14 protein-coding genes are annotated in these 15,265 nt (G+C 74.6%); 10 read left to right on the forward strand and 4 right to left on the reverse strand.

Annotation, left to right across the window (positions count from 1 at the left end):
* Positions 1-25 precede the first annotated feature (25 nt).
* The 4 genes from AB0C84_RS39215 (at position 26) to AB0C84_RS39230 (ending at position 3,296) form a co-directional block, all read left to right on the forward strand.
* The gene (locus tag AB0C84_RS39215) at positions 26-838 is read left to right on the forward strand and encodes an IclR family transcriptional regulator (RefSeq protein ID WP_361076179.1); all 813 of its coding nucleotides are present in this window, start codon (positions 26-28) and stop codon (positions 836-838) included.
* Positions 839-892: 54 nt separating this feature from the next.
* Positions 893-2,050 (forward strand): 4-hydroxybenzoate 3-monooxygenase, encoded by a 1,158-nt coding sequence (locus tag AB0C84_RS39220; protein WP_361076182.1) that lies wholly within the window; start codon positions 893-895, stop codon positions 2,048-2,050.
* A gap of 276 nt (positions 2,051-2,326) precedes the next feature.
* Positions 2,327-2,470, forward strand: a complete 144-nt coding sequence (locus tag AB0C84_RS39225) for a hypothetical protein (protein ID WP_179848789.1) — start codon at positions 2,327-2,329, stop codon at positions 2,468-2,470.
* Between the two features lie 31 nt (positions 2,471-2,501).
* Positions 2,502-3,296 carry a phosphatase PAP2 family protein gene (locus tag AB0C84_RS39230; RefSeq protein ID WP_361076185.1) on the forward strand — a complete coding sequence of 265 codons (795 nt, stop codon included), beginning with the start codon at positions 2,502-2,504 and terminating at the stop codon, positions 3,294-3,296.
* Here the strand turns inward: AB0C84_RS39230 and cphA are convergent.
* Both cphA and AB0C84_RS39240 read right to left on the reverse strand, forming a co-directional pair.
* Positions 3,293-5,932 (reverse strand): cyanophycin synthetase, encoded by a 2,640-nt coding sequence (cphA, locus tag AB0C84_RS39235; protein ID WP_361076187.1) that lies wholly within the window; start codon positions 5,930-5,932, stop codon positions 3,293-3,295. The two genes, AB0C84_RS39230 and cphA, sit on opposite strands and share 4 nt — an antisense overlap.
* A 2-nt stretch (positions 5,933-5,934) precedes the next feature.
* Entirely contained in the window at positions 5,935-6,768 is an 834-nt protein-coding gene (locus AB0C84_RS39240) for a cyanophycinase (RefSeq protein ID WP_258942934.1), read from the reverse strand.
* 91 nt (positions 6,769-6,859) lie between these two features.
* Here AB0C84_RS39240 and AB0C84_RS39245 point away from each other — a divergent pair, with 91 nt between their 5' ends.
* Complete coding sequence (locus AB0C84_RS39245) at positions 6,860-7,516, forward strand: QsdR family transcriptional regulator (protein WP_361076192.1); 657 nt, start codon at positions 6,860-6,862, stop codon at positions 7,514-7,516.
* Between the two features lie 81 nt (positions 7,517-7,597).
* A complete protein-coding gene (locus AB0C84_RS39250) occupies positions 7,598-8,956 on the forward strand; it encodes an AarF/ABC1/UbiB kinase family protein (RefSeq protein ID WP_361076193.1) in 1,359 nt (452 codons plus the stop codon).
* 13 nt (positions 8,957-8,969) lie between these two features.
* Here the strand turns inward: AB0C84_RS39250 and AB0C84_RS39255 are convergent, their stop codons facing one another.
* Both AB0C84_RS39255 and AB0C84_RS39260 read right to left on the reverse strand, forming a co-directional pair.
* Complete coding sequence (locus AB0C84_RS39255) at positions 8,970-9,815, reverse strand: siderophore-interacting protein (RefSeq protein WP_258942931.1); 846 nt, start codon at positions 9,813-9,815, stop codon at positions 8,970-8,972.
* A 91-nt stretch (positions 9,816-9,906) separates the two neighbouring features.
* A complete protein-coding gene (locus AB0C84_RS39260) occupies positions 9,907-11,046 on the reverse strand; it encodes a serine hydrolase (RefSeq protein WP_361076196.1) in 1,140 nt (379 codons plus the stop codon).
* 219 nt (positions 11,047-11,265) lie between these two features.
* On the opposite strand from AB0C84_RS39260, the gene AB0C84_RS39265 reads away from it, so the two are divergent.
* From AB0C84_RS39265 to AB0C84_RS39280, 4 genes are all read left to right on the forward strand, one after another.
* Positions 11,266-12,039, forward strand: a complete 774-nt coding sequence (locus AB0C84_RS39265; protein ID WP_361076198.1) for a cyclase family protein — start codon at positions 11,266-11,268, stop codon at positions 12,037-12,039.
* Positions 12,036-13,712: a thiamine pyrophosphate-binding protein gene (locus AB0C84_RS39270; protein ID WP_361076201.1), complete on the forward strand. Its 1,677-nt coding sequence runs from the start codon at positions 12,036-12,038 to the stop codon at positions 13,710-13,712. The genes AB0C84_RS39265 and AB0C84_RS39270 overlap by 4 nt, the downstream gene beginning before the upstream one ends.
* Positions 13,713-13,795: 83 nt before the next feature.
* On the forward strand, positions 13,796-14,638 hold the full coding sequence (locus AB0C84_RS39275; protein WP_361076203.1) for an MIP/aquaporin family protein: 843 nt from the start codon (positions 13,796-13,798) through the stop codon (positions 14,636-14,638).
* A gap of 34 nt (positions 14,639-14,672) precedes the next feature.
* Positions 14,673-15,265, forward strand: a 593-nt coding sequence (locus AB0C84_RS39280; RefSeq protein WP_361076206.1) for an FGGY family carbohydrate kinase, incomplete at its 3' end; no start/stop codon positions are given.

The raw sequence follows: 15,265 nt of genomic DNA on the forward strand, positions 1-15,265 counted from the left end.
GCGCGGGCCCGGGCGGAGGAGCCAGGTGGTAGGGGACGGGGCGGAAGGCGCGCGGCCGGTCAGCGTGACGGGCAAGGTCATGGCCATCCTGAACGCCTTCGCGCAGGGCGGCGTCCGCCTCAACCTGAGCGAGATCTGCCGCCGGGCCGGCCTGCCGCTGGCGACCGGCCACCGGCTCGTCGGGGAGCTGGCCGGCGGCGGGTTCCTGGAGCGTGTGCCGGACGGAACGTACCGCATCGGCACGCGGCTGTGGCGCATCGGCAGCCAGGCCCCGGCGGTCACCGGGCTGCGGGAGCTGGCCCTGCCGCACATGGAGGACCTGTACGAGGCCACCCACGACAACGTCCAGCTCGGCGTGCTCCGCGACGACCGGGTGCTGATCGTGGAGCGGCTGCGCGGGACGCGGTCGGTGCCGGTCGTGACGCAGGTCGGCGCGACGCTGCCGCTGCACACCACCGGCGTCGGGAAGGTGCTGCTGGCGTTCGCGCCGCTGCGGGTGCGCGAGGAGGTCCTGGCCGGTGAGCTGCCCCGGCACGCGGTGCGCTCCATCACCGACCCCGGCGAGCTGCGGCGCTGCGTCGAGCAGGTCCGCCGATCCGGCTACGCGGTGACCCGCGACGAGATGACGCTCGGCGCGTCGTCGGTCGGCGCCCCCGTGCGCGACGGCGCGGGCGAGGTGGTCGCGGCGATGTCGCTGGTGTCGAGCACCCGCAGCGCCGACCTGCGCCGGCTGCTGCCGCCGCTGACGACCGCGGTGCGCGCCCTGTCCCGGGACGTCGCGGCGCACTGGCGGACAGGCCCCGAGACGTTTTCCGCCGAGCGGAAGACCGGCGCCTGAACCTGCGGTGACGGGCGCGACGATCGGCGGGCGAACCCATCACGAGGAGGATCGATGCGGACCCAGGTGGCGATCATCGGCGGCGGGCCGGCGGGGCTGCTGCTGTCGCATCTGCTCCATCTCCAGGGGATCGACTCGGTGGTCCTGGAGAGCCGCGACCGCGACTACGTGGAGCACCGGCAGCGGGCCGGGATGCTGGAGCAGAACACGACCGACGTCCTGCGCGAGAGCGGCGTCGGCGAGCGGCTGGACCGGGAGGGCCTGGTCCACCGCGGTCTGGAGCTGCGGTTCGGCGGCGCCGGGCACCGGATCCCGCTGACCGACCTCACCGGCCGGACCGTGACCGTCTACGCGCAGACCGAGATCGTCAAGGATCTCGTCGCCCGGCGGCTGGCCGACGGCGGCGACGTGCGGTTCGAGGCGGAGGTCGTCGCCCTGGACGCCCGCGCGCCGAGCGTGACCTTCCGCGACGGCGGCCGGACCCGCACCCTGGACTGCGACTTCATAGCCGGCTGCGACGGGTTCCACGGCGTCAGCCGCCCGGCGGTCCCGGGCCTGCGGACGTTCGAGCGCGAGTACCCGTTCGCCTGGCTCGGGATCCTCGCCGACGTCCCGCCCTCCACCGACGAGCTGATCTACGCTCACCACGACCGCGGGTTCGCGCTGCACAGCCTGCGCTCCCCGCGGGTCAGCCGCCTCTACCTCCAGGTGCCGCCGGACGAGGACCTCGCCGCGTGGCCGGGCGCCCGGATCTGGGACGAGCTGGCGGCGCGGTTCGCCACCGACGACGGCTGGGAGCTGCGCGAGGGCCCGATCACCGACAGGTCGATCACGCCGATGCGCAGCTTCGTGGCCGAGCCGCTGCGGCACGACCGGCTGTTCCTCGCCGGCGACGCGGGCCACATCGTCCCGCCGACCGGGGCGAAGGGCCTCAACCTGGCGGTGTCCGACGTGACCGTCCTGGCGCGGGCGTTCGCGGAGCGGTACGCCTCCGGGTCGCACGCGCTGCTGGACGGCTACTCCGACACGTGCCTGCGGCGGGTGTGGCGGGCCGAGCACTTCTCGTACTGGATGACGGCGCTGCTGCACACCGACCCGGCCGCGACCGGCTTCGATCGCCGGCTCCAGCGCTCCCACCTGGACTACGTGGCCTCCTCGGAGGCGGCCAAGACCTCCCTGGCCGAGAACTACACCGGCCTTCCCCTCGGCTAGGGCCTGTCTCGAAGTGGCTCCGGTCAAGCGCGCGAACGCGTGACCTGGCCGGTGGAGCGAAGCCGGAGGCGAGCGGAACCGGGCAGATCGCGAAGCGATGCCGCGTTCGCCAAGGCTCGGTCACGTAGCGAGCCGCCAGGCGAGCGAAGTGGGCCGGGACTTTGAAACACAGCCTAGCGGCGGCGGGCCCGGGGGAGCCGGGTGAGATGCACGTCACCGAAATTGGCAGCCCCTGAAATTTTGCCTCCTAGGCAAGTTCGGTCTACGGTGAGACGCGTGGCGGCACCGCCGGCCCCGGCCCGGCGGCCGACGGCGCGTGCCGTGCCCCACGCGGACGCGGAAGGTGAAAGGCTTCGGCATCTGCTCGTCGTCCCCGCCCGGCCCGGCGGCGGCCGCGAGCCCGCCCCCGACCGGCCCTGACCGGCGCAGAACCGATGCGAAGGACAGCGCAGTGAGCCTCCTCGACCAGCCGCCCCGCCAGGTCGGCGCGTTAACACGACTGCGCAGGCCGGGACGTGCGGGCGCGGCCGCGGGACGCCCCGGCGGCCGGCCGCGGCCCGTCCGCGAGCTCCTGCTGATCATCGTGCTGTTCGCCGCCTACAAGCTCGGGCGGCTGCTGGCGGACGGGCGGGTGAGCGAGGCGTTCGACAACGCCCACCGCGTCCTGCGCCTGGAGCGGGTCCTCGGGCTGCCCGGCGAGGCGGGCGTCCAGCACGGGTTGCTGCACAGCCAGTTCCTCGTGCACGCGGCCAACTCCTACTACGCCTACGTGCACTTCCCGGCGGCCGTGCTGTTCCTGCTCTGGATCTACCTGCGGCGGCCCGCCCACTACCGGTGGGTGCGCCGGGTGCTCGTGGCGCTCACCGCCGCGGCGCTCGTCCTGCACCTGCTCGTGCCGCTGGCGCCCCCGCGCATGCTGCCCGCCGCCGGGCTCGTCGACACCGCCGCCCGGTACGGGCCCTCGGTGTACGGGGCGCCGCAGACCGACACGATCGCCAACCAGTACGCGGCCATGCCGTCCCTGCACATCGGCTGGGCGGCCGTCATCGCGCTCGGGCTGGTCGTCACGTCCCGGACGCGGTGGCGGTGGATGTGGCTCCTGCACCCGGTCGCGACGATCGCGGTCGTCGTCGGCACCGCCAACCACTACTGGCTGGACGGGATCGTGGTGCTGGCGCTGCTGACGGTCACCGTCCTGCTGCTGCGCCCGCCGCCGGCGGACGCCCCCGCCGGACGGCACGGCTAGCTTGCGGGCTCCGCGCCCAGCGTCTCCAGCAGCTCGGTCACCGGCTGCAGCTTCTCGTACAGCAACAGGACGGGCTCGCCCGGCGCCGCCATGTCCAGCGCCGAGGCCAGCGCGCCCTTCAGATCCCCGGCCGGGTGGTGGCGCACGTCCGGGCGGACCTCCCGCAGCCCCTGGACGATCAGCCGGGTCATCTCGCCCGAGCGCCGCCCCCGCAGGTCCTCGTCCTCGTAGACGACGACGCGGCCGAACGAGCCCGCCAGCGCCCGGGCGGTCTCGCCGACCAGCTCGTCGGAGCGGTCGCCCGGCAGCGTCACCGCCGCGACCCCCGCGCCGCCCCAGCGGCCCGTGATGAACGCGCCCATCGCCCCGACCGCCGCCGGGTTGTGCGCGTAGTCGACCAGGACGGGGTTGGCGCCGACCTGGTACACGCAGCCGCGGCCGGGGTTGCGCGTGTGCGGGTCGAACGAGCGCAGCGCCCGCGCCACCACCTCCACCGGCACGCCGAGGCCGCGGGCGGCGGCCGCCGCGGCGAGCGCGTTGGCGATCACGTGGCGGGCGTGCCCGCCGAAGGAGCCCGCGACCTCCGCGGCCGGCAGGATCGGGGTCCGGCGGTCGCCGCGCGCCTCGGTCAGCCACCCGTCCCTGACGCTGTAGCCGGCGCCGCCGCGGCGCAGGTGGGCCGCGAGGACGGGGGCGTCGGGGGACAGGGCGAAGTAGCGCAGCACCGGGTCCCGCTCGCGGACCCCCGGCCGCCCGGCGATGCCCGCCGACGCCTCGTCCTCGGCGTTGAGGACCACGTGGCCGCCGTGCCGGATCTCCTCGGCGACCAGGGACTTGATGTCGACCAGGTCGTCCACGGACTCGGTGTCGTCCACACCGAGGTGGTCGCGGGTGATGTTGGTGACGACCGCGACGTCGGCGCGGTCGTAGCCGAGGCCGCGCCGCAGGATGCCGCCCCGCGCGGTCTCCAGCACGGCCGCCTCCACCGACCGGTCGCCGAGCACCATCTCCGCCGAGCGCGGCCCGGACGCGTCGGACCGGTGGACCAGGCGCCCGCCCACGTACACGCCCTCGGTGCTGGTCATGCCGGTCCGGCGCCCGTCCAGCTCCAGCATGTGCGCGATCATCCGGACGGTCGTGGTCTTGCCGTTGGTGCCGGTGACCGACACGACCGGCACCCGCGACGGGGTCCCCTCCGGGTACATCAGGCCGATGATGTCGGCGGCGACGTCGCGTCCCGCGCCCTGGTGCGGCGCCAGGTGCATGCGCAGGCCCGGCGCGGCGTTGACCTCCAGGATCCCGGCGGCGCCGTGCTCGGCGGGCGGCGGGGAGCCGGCGTCGGGCAGCCGCAGGTCGATGCCGCACACGTCCATGCCGACGGCCGCGGCGGCCCGCACGCACATCGCGACGACCTCGGGGTGGACGTCCGCGGTCACGTCCCGGCTGGTGCCGCCCGTGGACAGGTTCGCGTTGCGGCGCAGCCACACCCGCTCCCCTTCGGCGGGCACCGACCGCGGGCCGTGCCCCTGCCGCTCCAGCAGCGCCAGTTCGGTGGGGCCGAGGACGAGCCGGGTCAGCGGCCGGTCGTGGCCCTCGCCGCGCGCCGGGTCGGCGTTGACCCGCTCCACCAGCGCCGTGACCGGCGCCGTCCCGTCGCCGACCACGCACGCGGCGGTGAGCTCGGCCGCCGCCGCGACCCGGCCGCCGACCACGAGCACCCGGTAGTCCTTGCCCGGGATGTAGCTCTCGACGAGGACCTCGCCGCCGTCCCCGGCCGCCGACGCGAACGCGGCCACCACCTCCGGCGGCGTGGTCAGCTCGATGTGCACGCCCTCGCCCTGGTGCCCCGCCAGCGGCTTGACGACCACCGGGCCGCCGACGGCGCGCAGCGCCTCCAGCGCCTCGCCCGGGGACGCCGCGACCCGCCCCTCGGGCACGGGCAGGCCGGCGTCGGCGAGCAGGCGGTGCGCGAGCCGCTTGTCGCCCGCGACCTCCATCCCGATCGCCGAGGTGGCGTCGGTCATCGCCGCCCACACCGTCCGGCGGTACCGCCCGTACCCCAGCCGCAGCAGGTTGAGCCCGCCGACCCGGCGCACCGGCACGCCCCGCTCGCGCGCCGCCCGCGCCAGCGCCGCCGTGCTCACCCCGAGCCGTTCCTCCTCGTGGACGGCGGCGACGCGGGCCAGGTCGGCCGAGGTGTCGGGGACGAGCCCGGCGAGCGCCCCGTTCACGATCCGCACCGCCAGGGAGATCAGCCGCTCCACCACCGGGCTGGCGGACGGCTCGTCGGGAGGGCACTCCAGGATCACGTCGTACTCGGCGGGCCCGCCCGCGCGCACGGTCCGGCCGAAGAACACCTCGCGGCCGATCAGACCGGACAGCTCCAGCGTGACGTGCTCGGTGACGTGGCCGAAGTAGGTGCCGCGCGCCATCGCCTCCAGCAGCCCGCCCGGGCGGCCCGCGGAGCAGTGGTGGTCGGCCAGCCCGGGCAGGGCGTCGACGAGCCGCTCGGCGAAGCCGGGGTGGTCGGTGGTCTCGTGGCGGGTCAGGCCCTGCAGGTCCAGCCGCGCGATCGCGACCGGCCGGGCCAGGTAGACGTTCGGGCCGCCGAGGCGGCGCACATGATCGAGTCGCACCGCTATCCCTCCTCCGGGCCGCGCATGTTGCCGATCGCCGGGAGCCGGTCGTTCATCTGGAACGCGCAGCCGGCCGGCAGCAGGTGCAGCGAGACGTCGAGCATCGCCATCGGCTCGTCGTCGGAGGCCGCGTAGGCGACCGTCGACTGCCCGGCGTCCACGACCGTGACCACGCCCGTGCCCACGACCTCGAACCGCCCGTCGCCGACCACGATCGCCGTGTCCTCGTCGATCCCGACGCCGAGCAGCCGGGTGTCGAGCGCGATCCCGCTCATCAGCCTCGGCAGCCGCCCCCGCTCGTTGAAATGCATGTCGATCAGCACGTTGTCGAGCAGGCCGAGCCCGGGGCCGACCTTCACGGTGGAGGCGGCGACCTCGTGGCCGCGCCCGCCGAGGATCATCCAGTGGCCCATGGCGGTGGCGCCCGCGCTGGTCCCGGCGATCACCAGGCCCTCCTGGTCGAGCCGGCGCTTGAGCAGCTCGTTGGTCCTCGATCCGACCAGGGTCCGGATCCGGGACTGGTCGCCGCCGCTGAACAGCACGCCCGTGGCGGTCTCCAGCGCCCGCTGCGTCGCCGCGTCGTCGGCCGCCGCCCGGCCGAGCAGCCGCAGCTCGCGCACCGAGGGCACGCCGAGCCGCCCGAACACGGCGGTGTATTCGTCGGCGACCTCCTCGGGCACCTCCGTCGCCGTGGTGATGACGACGATCCGCGCGTCCTCGGCGCCCGCCAGCTCCACGAACGTCTCCAGCGGGCCGGAGCCGCAGGTCCGGTTCTCCGCGCCACCGATGATCAGCAGCCGGCCCTTGCGTCCGGCGCCCCCGTGTTTGTGGTTCACACCTGCCTTGCTACCCCCGATAACCGCCTGTAGTCGCGCGAACGCGACAAGTCATGGGATGGTGCGCGCCGTGCTGTGACATGCTGGGCCGATGAGCGGCCCCGTTCCCGCGGACGACGCCGTCCGGGCGCCGTCCGGCACGGCCGGCCCGTCCCCGGGCCCGCTCCACGGCGGCCGCGCCACCGCCCTGGCCGCCGCGTCCGCCCACTACCTGCGGGGCGAGCCGATCGACATGTCGGCGCTCGCCGCCGAGCTCGGCGTCGGGCGGGCCACCCTGTACCGGTGGGTCGGCGGCCGCGACCAGCTCCTGGCCGCCGTGCTCGGGGAGATGACCGAACGCACCTACCGCGTCGCCGCGCGCGGCGTCGGGGGCGCCGGCGCCGAGCGGATCCTCACCGTGCTGGACCGGTTCATGCGCGCGGTGGTGGGCGCCGAGCCGCTGAAGGCGTTCACCGAGCGCGAGCCCCGGCTGTTCATCAGGCTGGCCACCATGCCCGGCACCATCGAGGACCGCGCCACCGAGCTGCTCACCGGCGAGCTCCAGGCGGAGATCGACCGCGGCGCGCTGCGCACCCGGCTGCCGACCCGGACGCTCGCGCAGGCCATCGTCCGGGTCGCCGACTCCTTCATGTACGCCCACTACCTGGGCGGGAACCGGCCGGAGATCGACCAGGCGCTGGAGGTCGTCGAGCTGCTGCTGCGGCCCTGCCCCGGCGGCGGGGAATCACCGGGCGCGGCCGGACGCTGAACATGTCGGGGCGTGACCGTTTCATGGCACTGCGCCCCGTGAGAGGCTGAAGTCATTGGACGCATCGTCGAAAGAGGGGCCGTGAGCGACATCCCCCGCCGCGCGGTGACGCGAACCGCCAAGCTGGCGAGCCTCCCGCTGGGGTTCGCCGGGCGCACCGCCCTCGGTCTCGGCAAGCGGACGATCGGCCGCCCCGCCGAGGCCGTCGCGCTGGAGGTCCAGCGCCGCACCGCCGAGCAGCTGTTCGCCGTGCTCGGCGAGCTGAAGGGCGGCGCCATGAAGGTCGGCCAGCTGCTGTCGATCTTCGAGGCGGGCCTGCCCGAGGAGGTCGCCGGCCCGTTCCGCGCCAGCCTGACCCGCCTGCAGGAGGCCGCGCCGCCGATGCCCGCCGCGACGACGCACCGCGTCCTCGCCGAGGGCCTCGGCGAGGACTGGCGCGCGATGTTCGCCGAGTTCGACGACCGCCCGGCCGCCGCCGCGTCCATCGGCCAGGTCCACAAGGCCGTCTGGCGCGACGGCCGCACGGTCGCCGTCAAGGTCCAGTACCCCGGCGCCGCCCAGGCCCTCATGAGCGACTTCAACCAGATCTCCCGCCTGAGCCGCCTCGTCACGCCGCTGTTCCCCGGCGTCGAGGTCAAGCCGGTCATCGCCGACCTCAAGCGCCGCCTGGAGAAGGAGCTCGACTACGTCGACGAGGCCCGCGCCCAGACCGCCTTCCACGACGCCTACGACGGCGACCCGGACTTCGCCGTCCCCGCGGTCGTCGCCCAGTCGGGCAACGTGCTGGTCACCGAGTGGCTGGAGGGCACCCCGCTCGCCCAGATCATCGCCGAGGGCGACCAGGAGGCCCGCAACCGCGCCGGGCTGCTGCTGTTCCGCTTCCTGCTGTCCGGCCCGGCCCGCTGCGAGATGATCCACATCGACCCGCACCCGGGCAACTTCCGGATGCGGGACGACGGCCGCCTCGGCGTCATGGACTTCGGCGGCGCCGCCCGCGTCCCCGCCGAGCTCCAGTGGTCGATCGGGCGGCTGCTGCGCATCGGCACCCTCGGCGACCCCGACGACATCGTGGACGCGCTGTTCGAGGAGGGCTTCCTGGTCGGGGACGCCGAGGTGGACCCCGACGAGGTCGCGGCGCTCGTCGCCCCGCACGCCGCCCCGTTCGCCGTGGAGCGCTTCCGCTACTCCCGCGAGTGGCTGCGCGAGCAGACGGCCCGCGGGCTCGGCCTGGCCTCCGACCTGCGGCCGGGCGCGCTCGCCCGCGCGTTCCGCCTGCCGCCGCAGTACCTGGCCGTCAGCCGCGCCCTCTCCGGCTGCGGCGGCGTCCTGTGCCAGCTGGAGGCCGAGGGCGAGTTCCGCGCCGAAGCCGAGCGCTGGCTGCCCGGCTTCTCCACCGACACCGACCCCGACCTCGACGACCAGGCGCAGGTCACCGCCTGAGCCCGCCCGGAGCTCAGGCCAGGGCCCGCGCCTCCTCCTGCTCCACCCGCTGGTTCCATTCGCGCTTTCCGGACTGCCAGCCGTCCTCGTCGCGGCCGAGCCGCCAGTAGCCGGAGATCGACAGCTGGTCGAGGGGGAGGCCGCGCTCGACGCGCAGGTGGCGGCGGAGCGCCTTGACGAAGTTGGCCTCGCCGTGCACGAAGGCGTGCACCTCCCCGTCCGGGAAGTCGAGCTTCTGGACGGCCTCGACCAGCAGGTCGCCGACCCGGCCGCCGCCCCGGTGCAGCCAGACGATCTCCGCGTCGCCGGGCGTGCGCAGGTCCTGCTCCTCCTCGGGCCCCGCGACCTCGACGAACACGCGGGCGGGGGCGCCGTCCGGGAGCCGTTCGAGGGAGGCCGCGATCGCGGGCAGGGCGCTCTCGTCACCGGCGAGCAGGTGCCAGCCGGCGCCGGCGCGGGGCGCGTAGCCGCCGCCGGGGCCGTTGAAGAAGATCTCCTCGCCGGGCCGGGCGCTCGCCGCCCACGGGCCGGCGAGGCCCTTGTCGCCGTGGTGGACGAAGTCGATCGTCAGCTCGCCCGCCGCGGCGTCCCACGCGCGGACGGTGTAGGTGCGGGTGCTCGGCCACTGCTCGCGCGGCAGTTCGGCGCGCACCCGCTCCATGTCGAACGGCTCGGGGTAGGCGACGCCCGGCCGGGGGAACAGCAGCTTCACGTAGTGGTCGGTGTACTCGCCCGCGCCGAAGTCCGAGAGCCCGTCACCGCCGAGGACCACGCGGATCATGTGCGGTGCGAGGCGCTCGGTGCGCAGCACCGTCCCCCGGTGGAGCCTGCGCCCCTTGCGTGCCGGTTCCGTCGCCATACGGTCCCTCCGATGATCCGGATCACAGTGCTTAGGGAACCCTAACCTCTGGTCGATCCGGAATGTTCCCCGGCCGCCCGGCGGGCGGCGGTCAGTGCGCCGCGGCCGTGCGGGCCGTGCGGGTCCGCGCGACCTCGGCGGCGATCGCCTCGAAGGCGGCGTCGGTCTCCTCCCCGGCGAGGACGGTCGCCAGCGTCGACTTCACGATGACGACGCCGTACCGGGGCGACACCCAGATGAGCTGGCCGCCGAGGCCGTTGGCCGAGAAGTCGCCGTTCTCGCCGAGCCACCACTGCAGGCCGTACCCCCTGTTGAACGAGGCGGACGGCCGCGTCGACTCCGTCACCCAGGAGGCGGGGACGACCTGCCGCCCGTTCGCCCTGCCGCCGTTCAGGTACAGCAGGCCGAATCGCGCGAAGTCGCGGTCGGTCGCGTAGTAGCAGCAGTACCCCATGTTGTTGCCGTTGGAGTCGTTGCCGAGATACGCCTTGGAGGCCATCCCGGCCGGTTCCCAGATCTTCTTCTGGACGTAGGAGTGGTAGGGGACCCCGGTCGCCTTGGCCACGACCCAGGACAGGACGAACGAGTTCATGCTCGTGTACTCGAACCTCGTCCCCGGCTCCCATCCGCGCTTGCGCTGCTTGGCCATTTCGGTCAGCGGGTACCCGAGGCTCGCGGCGACGTGGACGAACGGCACGTCGTAGGTCTCCGTCCACTGGATGCCCGACGACATCCGCAGCAGGTCCCGCAGGGAGACGCCGTCGTACCCCGAGCCCTTCAACTCCGGGACGTACCGGGTCGCCGGGTCGTCGATCGAGTCGATGAAGCCCTCGCCGAGCGCGATGCCAATAGCGGCCGAGGTGAACGACTTCGCCATCGACCACGACTGGAACAGGGTGTCGCGGTTGGTGGTGACGTAGCGCTCGAAGACGACGTCACTGCGGTCCAGGACGACGAACCCCTGCGTCCCGGTCCGGGCGAGGTAGTCGTCGAGGGTGTGCTTCTGCCCTTCGTAGCTGTAGGTGACCGCGAGCGGCCGGTACGCCTCGCGCAGCGCGACGGGGTCGGACGAGGGGAGCAGGGGGTCGAAGCCGCGCGCGGCCTCGGTGACGCCGGCGGACGGCGGGGCCGGGGGAGAGGGCGCCGGGGGCGCGGCGTGCGCCGGGGGAGCGGCGAGGGCGACGGTGACGGCGGCTGCGGCGAGTGCGAGCGTCCAGGGCCTGCGGCGCATCGGACCTCCGTGGGGGGCGGGGGCGGCTGGGGTTCCGCCCCGATGGTGGCCGCGCCGCGCCGCCGCGTCCATGGTGCGGGACGACGAAATCCGGAGGCGTCCCTGGCGTCGTGGAACAAAGGCCCGCGGCCTGCGCCCCGCGACCCTCCGAACAGGGCCCGCTGCGGTACGTTCGTCGGACCCGCGTCCCCCTCAGCCGTCCGCGCCGCCGGAGGAACGATGTCCGTGCTCGCCCAGCTGCTCGCCGCCGTCGCCGACGGCTCCGTGGAGATCGTCGACCTGACCACTCCGCTGTCGGAGCGCACGCCGATCCTGCGGCTGCCGGAGCCGTTCGCCAACACCGTCCCGTTCCGGCTGAAGGAGATCAGCCGCTACGACGACCGCGGGCCCGCCTGGTACTGGAACGACATCGAGACCGGCGAGCACGTCGGCACCCACTTCGACGCCCCCGTGCACTGGGCCACCGGCCGCGACGGCGAGGACGTCGCGCAGGTCCCGCCCGGCCGGCTCGTCGCGCCCGCCGTGGTGCTGGACGCCTCCGGGCGCGCCGCCGCCGACCCCGACTTCCTGCTGGAGATCGACCACGTCCGCGACTGGGAGCGGGCGCACGGCCCGCTCCCGGACGGCGGCTGGCTCCTCTACCGGACGGGCTGGGACGCCCGCGCCGCCGACCAGGACGCCTTCCTCAACGCGGACGAGAACGGCCCGCACACCCCGGGGATCTCGGCCGAGTGCGCCCGGTGGCTGGCCGAGGAGACGCCGCTGCTCGGCCTCGGCGTGGAGACCGTCGGCACCGACGCGGGCGCCGCGCACGGCTTCGACCCGCCGTTCCCGTGCCACTCCTACTTCCTCGGCGCCGGCAAGTACGGCCTCACCCAGCTGCGGAACCTCGACCGGCTCCCGGCCCGCGGCGCCGTCCTGCTCGCCTCGCCGCTGCCGATCGTCGGCGGCTCGGGCAGCCCCGCCCGGGTGCTCGCGCTGATCGAGCGATGAACGTCGCCGAGGCCGTGGGGCAGACCCTCGCGCGGTTCGGCGCCGGCACCGTCTTCGGAGTCGTCGGCAGCGGCAACTTCCACGTCACGAACGCCCTCGCGGCGAGCGGCGCCCGGTTCGTCGCCGCCCGCCACGAGGGCGGCGCGGTGACGATGGCCGACGCGTACGCGCGGGTGAGCCGCGGTCTCGGCGTCGTGACCGTCCACCAGGGGCCCGGCCTCACCAACGCGGTGACGGGCATGGCCGAGGCCGCCAAGAGCCGCACGCCGCTGCTGGTGGTCGCGGGCGAGGTGGCCGCCGCCGCGGTCCGCTCCAACTTCCGCGTCGACCAGGCGGCGATCGCCGCGGCGGTCGGCGCCGTCCCCGAGCGCGTCCACTCCCCGCAGACCGCCCTGGCCGACGTGGCCCGGGCCTGCCGGACGGCGGTCGCCGAGCGGCGCACGGTGCTGCTCGGGCTGCCGCTGGACGTCCAGGCCGCCGACCTGCCGGACGCGCCCGCGCCGGCCTCCGCGCGGGCGCGGGCGGGGCGGGTCCCGGCGCTGCCGGTGCCGCCGCCCGCCGCGGTCGCCGGCCTCGCCGACGCGCTGCAGGCGGCGCGGCGGCCGGTGTTCGTCGCGGGGCGCGGCGCGCGCCTGTCGGGCGCCCGCGACGCCCTGGCCGACCTCGCCGGACGCTGCGGGGCGCTGCCCGCGACGTCGGCGGTGGCGCGCGGCCTGTTCGCCGGCGACCCGTTCGCCTTGGACGTCAGCGGAGGCTTCGCCACCCCGGTCGCGGCGGAGCTGATCCGCGGCGCCGACCTGGTCGTCGCCTGGGGCTGCTCGCTGAACATGTGGACGACGCGGCACGGCGCCCTCATCGGCCGGAACGCCGCGGTCGTGCAGGTCGACGTGGACGCGCACGCCCTCGGCGCCCACCGCCCCGTCGACCTCGCCCTGATCGGCGACGCCGCCGAGACCGCGCGGGCCGCCTCGGCCGAACTCCAGGCGCGCGGGCACCGGGCCACCGGCTACCGCACGCCCGAGGTGGCGGAGCGGCTCGCCCGCGAGGGCCGCTGGCAGGACGTCCCCTACGACGAGCATCCCGGCGAGGACGGCGGCGGCCCCCGCATCGATCCGCGCACGCTGACGATCGCCCTGGACGGGATGCTGCCGCGCGAGCGCACGGTCGCCGTCGACTCCGGCAACTTCATGGGCTACCCGGCGATGTTCCTGGACGTCCCCGATGACGACGGCCTGGTGTTCACGCAGGCGTTCCAGTCGGTGGGGCTCGGCCTCGCGACCGCCATCGGCGCCGCCGTGGCCCGCCCGGACCGGCTCACCGTCGCCGCGCTCGGCGACGGCGGCGCGCTGATGTCGGTCGCGGAGCTGGAGACCGCGGTCCGGCTCGGGCTCGGCCTGCTCGTGCTCGTCTACGACGACGAGGCCTACGGGGCCGAGGTGCACCACTTCGGCCCGGGCGGGCATCCCCTCGACGCCGTCACGTTCCCGCCCGCCGACCTGGCCGCGATCGGGCGCGGGTTCGGCTGCGCGGCGGCGACCGTCCGGACACCGGACGACCTGGCGGCGGTGGCCGGCTGGCTGGCGGGGCCGCGCGACCGGCCGATGGTCGTGGACGCCAAGATCGCCCGCAGTCGCCCCGCGTGGTGGCTGGAAGAGGCGTTCCGTGGTCATTGACTGACTCTGTGTAGCCGCGCCCTCCTTGGGAACGATCACGATCACGGCCGCCGTGGCCTGGTTCACACGTCCGAGGAGGAGACATGTCGCGAGGGCCGAGGCTCCCCGAACTCGCCAAACAGATGTTGGCGGAGTTCGCCGGCACGCTGATCCTGATCCTGTTCGGCGTCGGCGTCGTCGCCCAGGTCGTGGCGGCGAGCGGGCTCGGCGAACCGCAGAGCCTGGGCGACCACAACAGCATCGCCTGGGCCTGGGGCTTCGGCGTCACGCTCGGCGTGTACGTCGCGGCCCGGACCAGCGGTGGGCACCTCAACCCCGCCGTGACGCTGGCACTCGCGGTGTTCAAGGGGTTCCCCTGGCGCCGGGTCGTGCCGTTCTGGTTCGCTCAGACGCTCGGCGCCTTCGTGGCCGCGCTGATCGTCCGGTGGGACTACACCGAGATCCTCGCCAAGTTCGACCCGGGCCACACCCTGAAGACCCAGTTCGTGTTCTCCACCCTGCCGGGCAACGGCTCACTGCCGATCGGCACCTGGGGCGCGTTCCGCGACCAGGTGATCGGCACCGCCATCCTGCTGTTCCTCGTCCTGGCCCTCACCGACCTGCGCAACGCGCCGCCGCTGGCCAACCTGGCACCGCTGATCATCGGCCTGGTGGTGGTGGCGATCGGGATGGCGTTCGGCTCCGCCGCCGGCTACGCGATCAACCCGGCCCGCGACTTCGGGCCGCGGCTCGCCCAGTACATCACCGGTTACGACACCGCCTGGCGGGACCAGTACGGCGATCTGTACTTCTGGGTGCCGATCGCCGCGCCGCTGATCGGCGGCGTGCTCGGCGCCGGCCTGTATCTGCTGCTCGTCGGGCACCACCTTCCAGAAGAGGAGGGCGGCCTGCCCACGGGGCCGGAGCCGGAGTACGACGTCAGCTGACGGGCCCGCTGCCGCGGGCGGAAAGGAAGACTCCATGGCCGACTACGTCGGGGCCCTCGACCAGGGCACGACCAGCACCCGATTCATGATCTTCGACCACGGCGGTAACGAGATCGCCCGCCACCAGCTCGAACACGAGCAGATCCTGCCCCAGGCCGGCTGGGTCGAGCACAACCCGACCGAGATCTGGGAGCGCACCCGTTCCGCCATCGAGAGCACGCTGAACAAGGCGAACCTGTCGCACGGCGACCTGGCCGCTTTCGGGATCACCAACCAGCGCGAGACGACCGTGGTGTGGAACCGGCGCACGGGGCGCCCCTACTACAACGCGATCGTCTGGCAGGACACCCGTACCGACCGGATCGCGTCCGCGCTCGAACGCGACGGCCGGGGCGAGACGATCCGGCACCGCGCCGGACTGCCGCCCGCGACGTACTTCTCCGGCGGCAAGATCCAGTGGATCCTGGAGAACGTCGACGGCGTCCGCGAGGCCGCCGAGAACGGCGACGCGGTCTTCGGCAACATCGACACCTGGGTGCTGTGGAACCTCACCGGCGGGACGGACGGCGGCGTGCACGTCACCGACCCGACCAACGCCAGCCGCACCATGCTGATGGACCTGGAGAC

Origin of the sequence: Actinomadura sp. NPDC048955, assembly GCF_040649435.1 — a bacterium.
GTDB lineage: Bacteria > Actinomycetota > Actinomycetes > Streptosporangiales > Streptosporangiaceae > Spirillospora > Spirillospora luteofluorescens.

What these genes read in the sequence shown, in the direction of transcription:
- AB0C84_RS39220 (WP_361076182.1), top strand. Translation starts at nt 893, where the DNA reads ATGCGGACCCAGGTGGCGATCATCGGCGGCGGGCCGGCGGGGCTGCTG.
- AB0C84_RS39245 (WP_361076192.1), top strand. Translation starts at nt 6,860, where the DNA reads ATGAGCGGCCCCGTTCCCGCGGACGACGCCGTCCGGGCGCCGTCCGGC.
- AB0C84_RS39255 (WP_258942931.1), bottom strand. Translation starts at nt 9,815, where the DNA reads ATGGCGACGGAACCGGCACGCAAGGGGCGCAGGCTCCACCGGGGGACG.
- AB0C84_RS39260 (WP_361076196.1), bottom strand. Translation starts at nt 11,046, where the DNA reads ATGCGCCGCAGGCCCTGGACGCTCGCACTCGCCGCAGCCGCCGTCACC.
- AB0C84_RS39265 (WP_361076198.1), top strand. Translation starts at nt 11,266, where the DNA reads ATGTCCGTGCTCGCCCAGCTGCTCGCCGCCGTCGCCGACGGCTCCGTG.
- AB0C84_RS39270 (WP_361076201.1), top strand. Translation starts at nt 12,036, where the DNA reads ATGAACGTCGCCGAGGCCGTGGGGCAGACCCTCGCGCGGTTCGGCGCC.
- AB0C84_RS39275 (WP_361076203.1), top strand. Translation starts at nt 13,796, where the DNA reads ATGTCGCGAGGGCCGAGGCTCCCCGAACTCGCCAAACAGATGTTGGCG.